This is a genomic window from Serratia sp. JKS000199 (genome assembly GCF_900215455.1).
GTDB lineage: Bacteria > Pseudomonadota > Gammaproteobacteria > Enterobacterales > Enterobacteriaceae > Serratia > Serratia ureilytica.
The window spans coordinates 1,396,892-1,409,137 of sequence record NZ_LT907843.1 but is presented as its reverse complement, the minus strand read 5'-3'; the positions used below and the strand labels follow the sequence as shown (position 1 = coordinate 1,409,137).

Genomic DNA, 12,246 nt, shown 5'->3' with positions numbered 1-12,246 from the left:
CAAAGTTTCGCGTGATTCCCCGCTAACTGGTCCAAACAGCGCACAAAACAGCGGCCGACGAAAAACGCACTGCGCCACAATCAGCCCAAAAGCCCGTGTTCATCGTCAGCACCGGGCGGCCTGTGGCCAACTGGCCCGTTTCGAATATCTCTCTGGAGGCCCTATGTCTGTAACACCGTTAAACTGGCGCGCTGCCGGCGCCGTCGCCGAACAACTGCTGGCCGGCTGGCAACGGCGTGGCGAACCCGGCGGCGCCATCACCCTGTTTGACGCCGAACAACTCCGCGCCACCGCCTGCGCCGGCCTGGCCGATCTGGCGCAGAACACCCCCTTCACCGCCGACAGCGTGGTGCGCTACGCCTCAGTGACCAAGCATATCTTCGCCGCGCTGGCGCTGAACGCCACCGATCGCGCCGTTCGGCTGGAACAACGCCTGGGTGAACTGCTCCCCGCCCTGCAGCCTGCGCTGGCGGACGTCACCGTCGGCCAGGCGCTGGACATGACCGGCGGCCTGCCTGACGTGCGCGAGACGCTCGGCCTACTCGGCATCTCGCTGCATGCCGTCAGCGAGGCGCAGCCGGTGATGCAGTTTGTCGAGGGGCTGGAAAGGTTGAACTATGAGGCCGGCAGCGAGATCGCCTACAGCAATACCGGCTATCGGCTGCTGGAGGCCGCGCTGCGCAGCAAAGGGTATGATTTCGACCAGTTGGTGCAACGGCATATCGCCCAGCCGCTGCAGGTGCAGATGCGGGCGCCGGAAAGCTGGTTCGACGTGGTGCCGGGGTTGGTGCCGGGTTACTGGCGGGCGCCGCAGGGCTGGCAACACGCCAGCGCCGGCCTGCACCTTTCCGCCTCCGGCTGCCTGACCGGCAGCGTCAACGCCCTCACCCGCTGGCTGCAAACGCTGTTGGCGGACCAAGGCCCCGGTCAGGGCGTGCTGGCGCAACTCAGCGCGCCGCGCCGCCTCAATCAGGGCCAACTCAGCGCCTATGGCCTGGGGCTGGCGCGCACGCCGCTGGGCCGCCGCAGCCTGCTGGGCCACGGCGGCTCCCACGCCGGTTACAAAACCTATTTCCTGCTGGCGCCCGACCGTCAGGCCGGCGTCGCGCTGGTGGCCAACCGCGAAGATTGCGACAGTTTCGGCATGGCTTTGCAGGTGATGGCAGCGCTGCTGGGCGAACCTTTGCCGCAGCGCAGCACGGCGATCCCCGACGGTCTCTACGCCACGCTGGCGGAGCCGCACTGGCTGGAGGTCAAAGACGGCAACCTGGCCTATCTGGGCAGCGATGAACCGCTGTATCAAGGGGAGGACGGGTACGCGGTGTCGCTGTCCGCCCATATGCCAATCAAATTGAAGTGGACCGGCGAAGCGGTCGAGGGCGAGGTCGGGCATGTGGCGCGCCGTTTCCTGCCGGTCACGGCCAACGGTGACTGCCTGAAGCATGTGCAGGGGTTGTGGTATCACCCGCACTATCGCACCGCCTTTGAAATTCGCGGCAATCGGGTGCATATTGGCGTCGGCCCAGCGGCGCAGACCGGCACGCTCAGCCCGCTCGGCCAGGGCCGCATGCTGGTGGAGTGCCAGGACGGCCCATGGTTGAAACGCTTTTGCCTCTATTTCCGCGGTTACAACGTGGATCTCATCGCCAACCGCAGCCGGATGCTGACCTTCCGCCGCAGCACCGTCGGCCGCGACTGACGATCAGCGCGCGCTGTCGGCTTTGACCGCCAGCAGCGCATCCGCCAGCCGCCGCTTGTCGGCGGCGCTGAGATTCACCTGTTCCACGGACGCCATAAACGCCGCCCGATCCGCCGCGTCGAGCGGGCCGGCGCGCAGCCGCGCCGCCAAACGCTGCAGTATCCGGCTGCTTAATTGCCCGATCTGCACCCGCACCTGCGCCAGCGGGCGCGGCTGCCAATCGCTTTCCGGGCTCGCCAACCAGTCGGCGCGATAGCGGTACTGAATCGCCTTGGCGGCGTCCATCTGCGCGGTGATAAAAGGCCGTACCGACGCCGGCTCCAGCCCCAAACGCCCCGCTTCCGCCTGCGCGTTGGCCAACACCTTCGCCTCCTGCGCCAGATCTTCGATCGGCAAATGCTGCTGCGCCTTGTAACCGGCCACGTCTTTCATCAACGACAGCCGTTGGTTCACCAGCTCGCCGATAGCGGCGCCACCGTCCGCCAACGCCGGAAAACTGGTCAGGCAACACGCTATCAATAACGCCCTGAACATGGCGCCTCCCTTATGATGCAGTGAAAAGGTCAGGCGCCAAGTTCACCACGTCAGCCCCGCGCCGGCAAATAAAAAAGGCCCCGCCGCAGCGAGGCCCGATGAGACCCAACCGGCGTTAATCGAACACGCCGTTGATGACGGAAGCCACAATCGCGGTGCTGAGCGCGACCAGCACCAGATCGTCGCCGGCGATGCGCCATTCATAACCCGGATACTGCGGCAGTTCACGCAGCATCGAAGACGGCACCATTTTTTTGGCGATGCCCGGCGGCAGCGGTTTGCCGCGCGCCAGATTCTTGGCGATGCCCGGCGGCAACGAGCGGTAGCCGGTCAGCCCGTAGGTGTGCGCCAGCGAACGGGCGCGGTCGCGCGAGAGGCTGACGGAAACCAGATTGTCGTCGTTTCTATAGTCTCTATAGTCGCCTTTATCTTTGTTGCCGTGATTGCCGTTGTTGCCGTGGTTACCGTTATTGCCGTGATTGCCGCTGTTGCCATGCCCGTTGCCGTTGCCGTTACCATTGCCGCCTTTGTCGGCCATGGCCGGGGCGGATGACAACCCCAGCGATGCAATCAGTGCCAACACCGTGAGAGTCGTACGACGTTTGTTCATGTTGTGTATTCCTGCGTGGGGGACTCTGTTTACTATAGTTGGCCTTTTCCGGGCAAAGTATAAGGAAAACTCCGAGATGACAGTGCGGTTTTACGGCATTCGCGCCACTCTCTTGTTTTAACGCAAAACGCCTCGAGAATTCCGAAATCTACCCCCGATTTTTCTTGAAGAAAAATAAGCCTTCCGCTAGCGTGGGACGGTAACAAAAAAGAGTTAGCGTGCTCTTTTTCGTCGCACCTCAAATCTTATTCTTATCATCCAGAATGATAATATCGAACACTTCCCGCCTTTCCGTGCGGGATTCTTTTTCCCACCGGCATCGCCCCAATCTGGTGCTTTATGTTGAGATTTCGTTGCCGATAATTTACATTCGCTGTCTGAGAAACCTTAACCTCCCGCGGTGGCCAGGCTGGCAACGGGTGGGCGTTCAGGAGCAAAAGACGTGCAAATGACCCTCATGGAATACATCACTCGGCACTTTAACGGCGATCTTCATCGTTACGCGCAGTCGGAAGGCGTCAGCCGTGAACAAATCATTAGTTGGATAAATAATGAATGTCACGTGATCAAAGGCAGGCTGTTTATGCCGGTGAGGCATCTCCCGGTAGAACAAGCCCAGTGATGACGAAAAAAAACCCCGCCTGGCGGGGTTTTCTGTTTCTGATAACACGGAAAATCAGAAGTTATAGCCGACCACCAGGTAGTAACCCCAACCGGTAGACTTGATCGGGCCCTGCGGCGTGCCGATCTCCGCGCCATCCTGCCACTGACCGCCGTTATGGAAATAACGCGCCACGAAAGAATAGTGCCAGTGATCGTAGTTCAGCGCCAAAATATGGCTGGAGGCGATAGAGTTGCTGGTGCGCACCTGTTTGCCGGTGCCGTCAACCCAATGGCTGTCCTTGCCCAGATCGGAACCGAAATCGAAGTTGGTAAAGCCGATGTAGCTCAGATTGCCGCCCCACACCTGGGTCAGCGGCACAAAGTATTTCACCTTGAAGCGGTAACCGTCCCAGCTGTTCTCGTTGGCAGCCTGGTAGTTTTCCCACTGGTATTTGGCATAGATGTTCATCGACAGGCTCATCGGCAGGCCGGTGTCGATATCGGTGCCCAGACCCATGTACCAGGTGTTTTGACGACCGTCGGCGTTGTGGCCCAGGTCATAGATGTAGTTGTTGGCGAAGTACCACTCTTTGAACGGACCGAAGCTCAGATCGGTGCCGGTCAGCTTGTCGATGGAGAAGCGCGGTTCAATCTCCATAAACAGCGGGGAGCCTTTGTCCCAGATGCCGCGGTCTGGGGTATTGCCCACGCCGAAGAACTTTGGCACGTCAACGTAGCCGTAGAAATCGAACCAGTCTTTCTTGGCGAAGGCTTCGTATTCGAGATACACGTCGTTATTCAGTTGCGGCCCGAAACGGGTGTGGTAGCTGCCCACCACGTTAACGCTCTGGTGCCACCAGTCGGAGACATATTGACTGTCTTTGCTATCAGCCATTGATGATGCACTGTAAGACGCTGCGAGCAGTACACCTGCTGCGAGAGCTATTTTTTTCATTTTATTACCACATGCTTAAAGGGCCATTTCCTGCCCGTTTAGAAAAGATGACAATGAGTCTGCCGACACCTGGCGTTGTCTTCACACAGAAACTCGGATGACGCGCGCATTATAGAAACCACTGACTGTAAGAATCTGTGATCCAGTTACGCATTTCGCGAATAGGTAATCGATTGCGTTCACATTTGTCAAATTATGTTTCATGCAAATTCACATTCGCTGTGATTTTTGTCATGTGTCGCGTTTTTTAGCGCAGTTTTTAAGCCAAATGACATCAGGGCGTCATCACGAGGTGGAAAAGAAAAAGCCGACGCGCAAGCGTCGGCCTTCATCAGCATCAGGAGAAAGTGCGGAACGTGAAATCAGCTTACCGCCGGCACCGCTTTGGCGATGTTTTCCTGGCGGAACGCCACCTCTTCACCGTTTTTGACCTCCCAGCTGGCGACCGGAATATCGGTTTTGGGCGCCGCCGCGACGACCGAACCGTAAATCAGCTTGTCATCGCGGCGCAAAATATAAACATCGAGCTGATATTCATGCCGCAAATTCGCCGTGGTCAGGCGCACGGTATCGCCGCGCTCATAATGATGCACGTCGATTTCAGGCTGCTGAATAAATTGAATGTCACTTCTCATTGTCGTCGTTCCTTCAGGCAACATGGCTAGTTAAATTCTAGTTCAACATTGCGGCGATGGCGGATAATTTCCGTTAATTTCCGCGAGTTGCCCGCCAACAGATCAGCGAACCCAGGGTAACCATCGCCACGCCCTGCCAGAAATTGACGGTCAGCGAGGTGTGCAGCACCAGCGCGGCGAACACCGCCGACAGCACCGGGGTAAAATAGGAGACGGTCGCCAGCAGCGTCATGTTGCCGTGCAGAATGCCGACGTTCCAGGCGGCATACCCCGCCCCCATCGCCACCCCGGCGCACAGCAGCGTCACGGTCACGCCGACGCTGAACTGCATGCCGCTTTCCGCGCTGAAGGCGTACTTCAGCCACAGCGCCAGCGCGGTCAGCACGATAAACAGCACCACACCGTTGCTGCCCTGGGCGATCTTCTTGGTCAGGTTGCAATACAGCGCCCAGATCACCGCGCCGCTGAACGCCAGCGTATAGCTGAGCGGATTGCTGCGCACGTTGGCCAGCATCTGCGCCGGTGACCAGCCGCCCTCGCCGCTCATGATCCAGCCGATGCCGAACAGCGACAGCAACAGCCCCGGCAGCAGCCACCATTTCGCCTTTTGGCCGTTGAGCGCCAGCGCCATCAGCACGGTGAAACAGGGCCACAGGTAGTTGATCATGCCCACTTCTATCGCCTGCAGGCGGGTATTGGCGTAGCCGAGCGACAGCGACAGGCAGATCTCGTAGCTGACGAACAGCAGGCTGCCGACGATCAGGTAAGGCCGCGGAAAGCTGCGCCATTTCGGCACGCCAAGCGCCACCAGCAAAAACACCGCGCTGACGCTGTAGATCATCGCCGCGCCGCCGACAGGCCCCAGCCCTTCGCTGACGCTTCTGATCAGGCCAACGACGCTGCTCCACAGCACGATGGCCAACAAACCGAACAGCGTGGCACGGGTACGCGAGGGCAAAGCGGGCATAAGGCAGGTCCAATAGGTTATTTTTTATCAGGTTTTTCACTCTACTGCCGCACGTGCCAAAAAGAAAGGCGGGAAACTCCCGCCTGTGAATTTATTGCTGCGGTTGCCGCTCCAACTGCGGCGGCGGCTGGCGAAAGCGTCGGGTCAGCCAGGCCAAATAGCCGAAGCCCAGCGTCGCCCAGATAAGCCCCATGGTCAGCGAGCTTTTCTCCAGGTTCAGCCACAGCACCCCCACCGTCAGCGCCCCCACCAACGGCAGGAACAGGAAGTTGAAGCGATCCTTCCAGCTTTTGTTGCGCCCTTCGCGAATAAAGAAGTGGCTGATCACCGACAGGTTAACGAAGGTAAAGGCCACCAGCGCGCCGAAGTTGATCAGCGCCGTGGCGGTCACCAGATCGAATGACAGCGCCGACAACGCCACCAACCCGACCATCAGTACGTTCAGCGCCGGCGTACGCCATTTGGGGTGGATATAGCCGAAGAATTTCTCCGGGAACACGTTGTCACGCCCCATCACGTACAGCAGGCGCGACACGCTGGCGTGCGACGCCAGGCCGGAGGCCAGCGTGTTGATAAAGGTCACGCACAGGAAGATCGATTGGAACAGCTTGCCGCCGACGTACAGCGCAATCTCCGGCAGTGCGGCGTCGGGCTGATGAAAGCGTTGAATGGACGGGAAAAACAGCTGAATGAAGAACGACACGCTGATAAAGATCACCCCGCCGTACAGCGCGGTCAGGAAGATGGCGCGCGGGATCACCTTGGCGGCGTCGGGCGTCTCTTCACACAGCGTGGTGACTGCGTCAAAGCCGAGGAACGAGAAGCACAGGATAGTCGCGCCGGTAATGATCGGCAGCAGGTGCGCATTCTCGCTGAGGAACGGCCGCAGGCTCCACACCGTACCCATCCCCTCGCCGTTGTGCAGGCCGCGTACCACCAGGTAGATAAATACCAGAATGATCGCCACCTGCGCCAGTACGAACAGGGTATTGAAGTTGGCCACCAGATTGACGCTTTTCAGGTTGATGGCGGTGATCAGAATCACGAAGCCCACCACCCACACCCAGGGCGGCACCTCCGGGAACAGCGCGGTCAGGTAGATCTTGGCCAGCAGCGTGTTGATCATCGGCAAGAACAGATAGTCCAGCAGCGACGACCATCCCACCAGGAAACCGACGTGCGGGTTGATCGCCTTCTGCGCATAGGTGTAGGCGGATCCGGCGGTGGGAAACTGGCGCACCAGTTTGCCGTAGCTGATGGCGGTGAACAGCACGCCGGCCAGCGCCAGCAGGTAGGAGGTCGGCACATGGCCGTCTGTGAGGCCGGAGACGATGCCGAAGGTGTCAAACACCGTCATCGGCGTCAGATAGGCCAGGCCCATCATCACCACCTGCCACAGCTTGAGGGATTTGCGCAGCTGCGGTTTGCCCGCCTGGCCGCCGTCGATGGCTTTAGTCGTCATGGCATTTCCCCTTTTGGTCCTCTGCTGTCAACCGTGCAACGTCATTCAGAGAGGCCGCAGGGAAACTGCTGCTCAGGCGGCGGGAAAAACGGGTTGGGATCGCTGTCGGGCGGCCGGCGACCGGCCCGTCGGCACTGCGGCACAGGCAAACGTCTGCGCAGGGGGATGACTGAGTCATGGTTATTTCCTCGTCGGCGTCCTGTACGCCGTGATAGAAGAAATTCTGTACCGCAGCGCGCAGCCTCGCCGGCCACAGGAGAGCCGATGAAATGCGCCGGACGCGCGCGGTAGTCACAGGGTGAGCGGGATCAGGCGTTTTTCAGCATCCACTCGATCTCGGTTTCGGTGATCAGGCGCTCAAACTGCACCAGCTCATCGGTTTTGCAGGCCAGGTAGACATGGCTGAAGCGTTCGCCCAACAATGCATTGAGCACCGGCTGATGTTCGAACTCGTACAGGGCGTCGCTCTGGCGGATCGGGAACGGCAGCCCGTCCTGCTCCAGCCCGTTGCCGGTCACCGGCTCAGGCAGCGGCAATGCGGTTTCCAGGCCGTAGACGATGCCGGCCAGAATGGTCGCCATCACCAGATACGGGTTGGCGTCGGCGCCCGCCACGCGATACTCCACCCGGTGGTTATCGCGATCGCCGCAGGGAATGCGCAGCGCCACGGTGCGGTTGTTATGCCCCCAGGAGGCCTGGGTCGGCACATACATGCCGGGCTGGAAGCGGCGGTAGGCGTTGACGTTCGGCGCCAGCAGCGCCATCGAGGACGGCATCAGGGCGATCATGCCCGCCAGCGCCTGTTTCAGCAGCGCCGAATCTTCGCCGTCGTCATCGGCGAACACGTTGTCGCCTTGCGCATTCAGCATGCTGATGTGCACGTGCATGCCGCTGCCGGCGTGCTCTTCATACGGCTTGGCCATAAAGGTCGCCTGCATATTGTGGTTCTCGGCCACCATGCGCACCAAGCGCTTCAGCGCCAGCGCATGGTCGCAGGCCTGCAGCACATCATCGGTATGGTGCAGGTTGACCTCGAACTGCCCCGGCGACGCCTCCGCCACCGCGCCGTCCGCCGGAATGCCCTGCAAACGCGCCAGTTCGTCGATCTCGCTCAGCACGTCGGCGAAATGGTTCAGGTTATCGACGGAGTACACCTGGCTTTGGGTGTTGCGTTCTTGCGTGCCCGGCGCGCACGGCGGCTGCAGATACCCCTCCGCATCGCGTTGACGATCGATGAGATAGAACTCCAACTCTACCGCTACCACGGGGGAAAGCCCGCGCTGACGCAAACGCTGCCACACTCGGTTCAGCACATTGCGCGGTTCAACGTCAAAGGGAGTGCCATCTTCATCCAACATGGTGAGCAGCACCTGTGCGATATATTGCGGGTCCGCCGCCGACGGCGTCAGCGTGCCCGGCACCGGCACGCACACGTGATCCGGCTCGCCCAACTCCTGCCCCAGCCCGGCCTCTTCCACCACGTTGCCGAGAATATCCATCGCAAATACCGACGCTGGGAAGTAACAGCCCTTCTCCAGTTTGTTCAGGCCGCCGACCGGGATGCGTTTGCCGCGGAAGCTGCCGTTCAGATCGGTCAACAGGACGTCGACATGTTGGGTTAACGGATAACGTTCCAGATACTTCTTCACTTCGCGCTGGAACGCGCTACTTCGTCTCTCTTCACTGTGCTGAACAAAGTTTTCCACTTCTACGATGTTGGTCTGCATGGTTCACCCGCCGTTTGTGTTTTGCTGTCGTCGATGTTTATTGACCGTCTTGTTCAATATAATGCCCACAAATGAAACGTAGATGAAACAAATTTGTTTTGCAAGTGTTACTTTTGGTTTGAATATTGGCCAATCGACTGCTAGATTTATAGAATATTGAACGAAATCGGCGGTGGAGAAGCTTATCGTTCATAATTTCGAACGTACCAAGGGGATAGCATGGACAATATATTTAACAGACCAGTCATTGGCGTCGTCATGTGCAGGTATAGGTTAAACGGGCACCTCACACAGACCTTGCAAGAAAAGTACCTGAATGCCGTTATCACCGCCGGCGGCTTGCCGATCGCCCTGCCGCACGCGCTGGCGGAGCCGGAAATGCTGGCAGAACTGCTGCCGCGCCTCGACGGCATTTTGCTGCCGGGCAGCCCCAGTAATGTGCAGCCGCACCTTTATGGTGAAAACGGCGATGAGCCTGACGCCGATCCTGGCCGAGACGCGTTGAGCCTGGCGCTGATCCGCCAGGCATTCGACAGGCGCATTCCCCTTTTCGCCATTTGCCGCGGCATGCAGGAGATGGTGGTCGCCACCCAAGGCACCCTGCATCGCCGCCTGTACGAACTGCCCGAGCTGCTGGAGCATCGTGAAGATCACGACCTGCCGCTGGAACAACAATACGCCCCCGCCCACGAAGTCATCGTTCAGGAAGGGGGGCTGCTTTCGCAACTGATACCGGATTGCAACAGATTCTGGGTGAACTCGCTGCACGGCCAGGGCGCCAAAACCCTGGGCGCGAGCGTTCGCATCGAGGCGCACGCCGCCGACGGGCTGGTGGAGGCGATCAGCGTGCGCGATCAGCCCTTCGCGCTCGGCGTGCAGTGGCACCCGGAGTGGAACAGCGACGAGTATGCCCTGTCGCGCCTGTTGTTTGATGGTTTCATTACCGCCTGTCGGAACTATCAAAAGGAAAAACGCCCATGAGCGACGTCAGCTTGGCACCGGGAAAACGTCTGTCGCAGATCCGTCAACAATTAGGGTTGTCGCAGCGCCGGGTCGCCGAACTGTCTGGGTTAACCCACAGCGCCATCAGTACTATCGAGCAAGACAAGGTCAGCCCGGCCATCAGCACGCTGCAAAAGCTGCTGACGGTATACGGTCTGTCGCTGTCGGCGTTTTTCGCCGAACCGGAAAAACCGGCTGAGCCGCAGATCGTGATAGACAGCGACGACCTGATCGAGATCGGCAGCCAGGGCGTATCGATGAAGCTGATCCATAACGGCGATCCGAATCGCACGCTGGCAATGATGATCGAGACCTACGAACCGGGCACCACCACCGGCGAGCGCATCAAACACCAAGGGGAAGAGATCGGCACGCTGCTGGAAGGCGAAGTGGTGCTGCAGGTCAACGGCCAGAGCTATCACCTGCAGGCCGGGCAGAGCTACGCCATCAATACCGGCATTCCCCACAGTTTCAGCAACACGTCGGCGCGCATTTGCCGGATTATCAGCGCCCATACGCCGACGACATTCTGATCAACGGAGCCAGGCATGAACTTTCACCATTTGCAGTATTGGCAACAACGGGCGCAGGCCCTGAAGATTGAGCACCAGCTGTTTATCGACGGCCGCTACCAGCCGGCCGCCACGGGGAAACGTTTCGCCGTCGAAGATCCCGCCGGTCGCCGTGAGCTGGCGCAGGTCGCGCGCGGCGAAGCCGCCGACATCGATCGGGCGGTCAGCGCGGCGCGCGCCGCCTTTGAACGCGGCGACTGGGCCCAGGCCGCGCCGGCGCAGCGCAAAGCCACGCTGCTGCGCTTCGCCGAGCTGATGGAACAGCATCACGAAGAGCTGGCGCTGCTGGAAACGCTGGACACCGGCAAACCGATTCGTCACAGCCTGCGCGACGACGTGCCGGGCGCTATCCGCTGCATCCGCTGGTACGCCGAAGCGATCGATAAGGTGTACGGCGAAATCGCCCCCACCGGTCGCGAGGCGCTGGCGCTGATCGAACGCGAGCCGATCGGCGTGGTCGGCGCCATCGTGCCCTGGAACTTTCCGTTGCTGCTGGCCTGCTGGAAGCTCGGCCCGGCGCTGGCCGCCGGCAACAGCGTGGTGCTCAAACCCTCCGAAAAGTCGCCGCTGAGCGCCATCCTGCTCGGCAAACTGGCGCAACAGGCCGGGCTGCCGGACGGCGTGCTGAACGTGGTGCCCGGCTACGGCCACGACGCCGGCAAGGCGCTGGCGCTGCACCGCGACGTCGACGCCCTCACCTTTACCGGCTCTACGCTGGTGGCGAAACAGCTGATGATTTACGCCGGCGAATCGAACATGAAGCGCGTCTGGCTGGAGGCCGGCGGCAAAAGCGCCAACATCGTCTTCGCCGACTGCCCGGATCTGGATCAGGCCGCCCGCAGCGCCGCCGCCGGCATCTTCTACAATCAGGGGCAGGTGTGCATCGCCGGCACTCGCCTGCTGGTCGAAGCGAGCATTGAGCAAGCATTCCTGCAGGCGCTGCGCAAACACGCGGCGGCTTTCGTGCCCGGCGATCCGCTCGATCCCGACACGGTGATGGGCACGCTGATCGACAGCGGCCACTGCGAAAAAGTGGCCGGCTATATCGATCGGGGGCTGAGCCAGGGCGCCGCGCTGTTCCTCGACGGGCGCGACCATCCGCAGGGCGACCACGCAGGCTACCTGGGGCCGACCATCCTCACCCAGGTGAACAACGCCATGAGCGTGGCGCGCGATGAAATCTTCGGCCCGGTGCTGGCGGTGACGGCGTTCGACGACGAGCAACAGGCGCTGCAGCTGGCCAACGACAGCGACTACGGCCTCGGCGCCGCGGTCTGGACCCGCGATCTGGCGCGTGCGCACCGCATGGCGCGCCAGCTGAAAGCCGGCACGGTGTTCGTCAACAACTACAACGACGGCGACATGACCGTGCCGTTCGGCGGTTACAAGCAGAGCGGCAACGGCCGCGACAAATCGCTGCATGCGCTGGACAAATTCACCGAATTGAAAACCACCTGGATCTCGCTGGAATAAGGGCTTA

The 12,246-nt window shown here is 60.5% G+C and carries 12 protein-coding genes; 5 read left to right on the top strand and 7 right to left on the bottom strand.

Features of this window, described 5'->3' with window-relative positions; genetic code table 11:
• The first annotated feature begins 163 nt into the window (after positions 1 to 163).
• Positions 164 to 1,699, top strand: a complete 1,536-nt coding sequence (locus CPH57_RS06885) for a serine hydrolase (protein ID WP_096242175.1) — start codon at positions 164 to 166, stop codon at positions 1,697 to 1,699.
• Between the two features lie 3 nt (positions 1,700 to 1,702).
• Here the strand turns inward: CPH57_RS06885 and CPH57_RS06880 are convergent, their stop codons facing one another.
• Complete coding sequence (locus CPH57_RS06880; protein ID WP_033652093.1) at positions 1,703 to 2,233, bottom strand: chorismate mutase; 531 nt, start codon at positions 2,231 to 2,233, stop codon at positions 1,703 to 1,705.
• A 115-nt stretch (positions 2,234 to 2,348) separates the two neighbouring features.
• On the bottom strand, positions 2,349 to 2,843 hold the full coding sequence (locus CPH57_RS06875) for an anti-virulence regulator CigR family protein (RefSeq protein WP_033642812.1): 495 nt from the start codon (positions 2,841 to 2,843) through the stop codon (positions 2,349 to 2,351).
• A 442-nt stretch (positions 2,844 to 3,285) separates the two neighbouring features.
• On the opposite strand from CPH57_RS06875, the gene CPH57_RS06870 reads away from it, so the two are divergent.
• Positions 3,286 to 3,465, top strand: a complete 180-nt coding sequence (locus tag CPH57_RS06870; RefSeq protein WP_033642811.1) for a hypothetical protein — start codon at positions 3,286 to 3,288, stop codon at positions 3,463 to 3,465.
• 54 nt (positions 3,466 to 3,519) lie between these two features.
• Here CPH57_RS06870 and CPH57_RS06865 read toward each other — a convergent pair whose 3' ends face one another.
• From CPH57_RS06865 to CPH57_RS06840, 5 genes are all read right to left on the bottom strand, one after another.
• On the bottom strand, positions 3,520 to 4,401 hold the full coding sequence (locus tag CPH57_RS06865) for a nucleoside-specific channel-forming protein Tsx (protein WP_046686925.1): 882 nt from the start codon (positions 4,399 to 4,401) through the stop codon (positions 3,520 to 3,522).
• Positions 4,402 to 4,763: 362 nt separating this feature from the next.
• Positions 4,764 to 5,036, bottom strand: a complete 273-nt coding sequence (locus tag CPH57_RS06860) for a hypothetical protein (RefSeq protein WP_033642807.1) — start codon at positions 5,034 to 5,036, stop codon at positions 4,764 to 4,766.
• 73 nt (positions 5,037 to 5,109) lie between these two features.
• The gene (yddG, locus tag CPH57_RS06855; RefSeq protein WP_033642805.1) at positions 5,110 to 6,003 is read right to left on the bottom strand and encodes an aromatic amino acid DMT transporter YddG; all 894 of its coding nucleotides are present in this window, start codon (positions 6,001 to 6,003) and stop codon (positions 5,110 to 5,112) included.
• Between the two features lie 91 nt (positions 6,004 to 6,094).
• Positions 6,095 to 7,465: an APC family permease gene (locus tag CPH57_RS06850; RefSeq protein WP_033642803.1), complete on the bottom strand. Its 1,371-nt coding sequence runs from the start codon at positions 7,463 to 7,465 to the stop codon at positions 6,095 to 6,097.
• 308 nt (positions 7,466 to 7,773) lie between these two features.
• Positions 7,774 to 9,192, bottom strand: a complete 1,419-nt coding sequence (locus CPH57_RS06840) for a glutamine synthetase family protein (RefSeq protein ID WP_015377637.1) — start codon at positions 9,190 to 9,192, stop codon at positions 7,774 to 7,776.
• Between the two features lie 219 nt (positions 9,193 to 9,411).
• On the opposite strand from CPH57_RS06840, the gene puuD reads away from it, so the two are divergent.
• Genes puuD through puuC form a run of 3 tightly spaced genes read left to right on the top strand, consistent with a single transcriptional unit; the run spans position 9,412 to position 12,239 of the window.
• Positions 9,412 to 10,173 carry a gamma-glutamyl-gamma-aminobutyrate hydrolase gene (puuD, locus tag CPH57_RS06835; RefSeq protein ID WP_025302552.1) on the top strand — a complete coding sequence of 254 codons (762 nt, stop codon included), beginning with the start codon at positions 9,412 to 9,414 and terminating at the stop codon, positions 10,171 to 10,173.
• Positions 10,170 to 10,727, top strand: coding sequence for an HTH-type transcriptional regulator PuuR (gene puuR, locus CPH57_RS06830; protein ID WP_033642801.1), 558 nt, complete (start codon positions 10,170 to 10,172; stop codon positions 10,725 to 10,727). The genes puuD and puuR overlap by 4 nt, the downstream gene beginning before the upstream one ends.
• 15 nt (positions 10,728 to 10,742) lie before the next feature.
• Complete coding sequence (puuC, locus tag CPH57_RS06825) at positions 10,743 to 12,239, top strand: aldehyde dehydrogenase PuuC (RefSeq protein WP_096242174.1); 1,497 nt, start codon at positions 10,743 to 10,745, stop codon at positions 12,237 to 12,239.
• The last annotated feature ends 7 nt before the right edge of the window (positions 12,240 to 12,246 follow it).

Coding starts and splice junctions, on each gene's coding strand:
- CPH57_RS06885 (WP_096242175.1), top strand. CDS start 164: ATGTCTGTAACACCGTTAAACTGGCGCGCTGCCGGCGCCGTCGCCGAA.
- puuD (WP_025302552.1), top strand. CDS start 9,412: ATGGACAATATATTTAACAGACCAGTCATTGGCGTCGTCATGTGCAGG.
- puuC (WP_096242174.1), top strand. CDS start 10,743: ATGAACTTTCACCATTTGCAGTATTGGCAACAACGGGCGCAGGCCCTG.
- CPH57_RS06865 (WP_046686925.1), bottom strand. CDS start 4,401: ATGAAAAAAATAGCTCTCGCAGCAGGTGTACTGCTCGCAGCGTCTTAC.
- yddG (WP_033642805.1), bottom strand. CDS start 6,003: ATGCCCGCTTTGCCCTCGCGTACCCGTGCCACGCTGTTCGGTTTGTTG.
- CPH57_RS06860 (WP_033642807.1), bottom strand. CDS start 5,036: ATGAGAAGTGACATTCAATTTATTCAGCAGCCTGAAATCGACGTGCAT.
- CPH57_RS06840 (WP_015377637.1), bottom strand. CDS start 9,192: ATGCAGACCAACATCGTAGAAGTGGAAAACTTTGTTCAGCACAGTGAA.
- puuR (WP_033642801.1), top strand. CDS start 10,170: ATGAGCGACGTCAGCTTGGCACCGGGAAAACGTCTGTCGCAGATCCGT.
- CPH57_RS06850 (WP_033642803.1), bottom strand. CDS start 7,465: ATGACGACTAAAGCCATCGACGGCGGCCAGGCGGGCAAACCGCAGCTG.
- CPH57_RS06880 (WP_033652093.1), bottom strand. CDS start 2,233: ATGTTCAGGGCGTTATTGATAGCGTGTTGCCTGACCAGTTTTCCGGCG.
- CPH57_RS06875 (WP_033642812.1), bottom strand. CDS start 2,843: ATGAACAAACGTCGTACGACTCTCACGGTGTTGGCACTGATTGCATCG.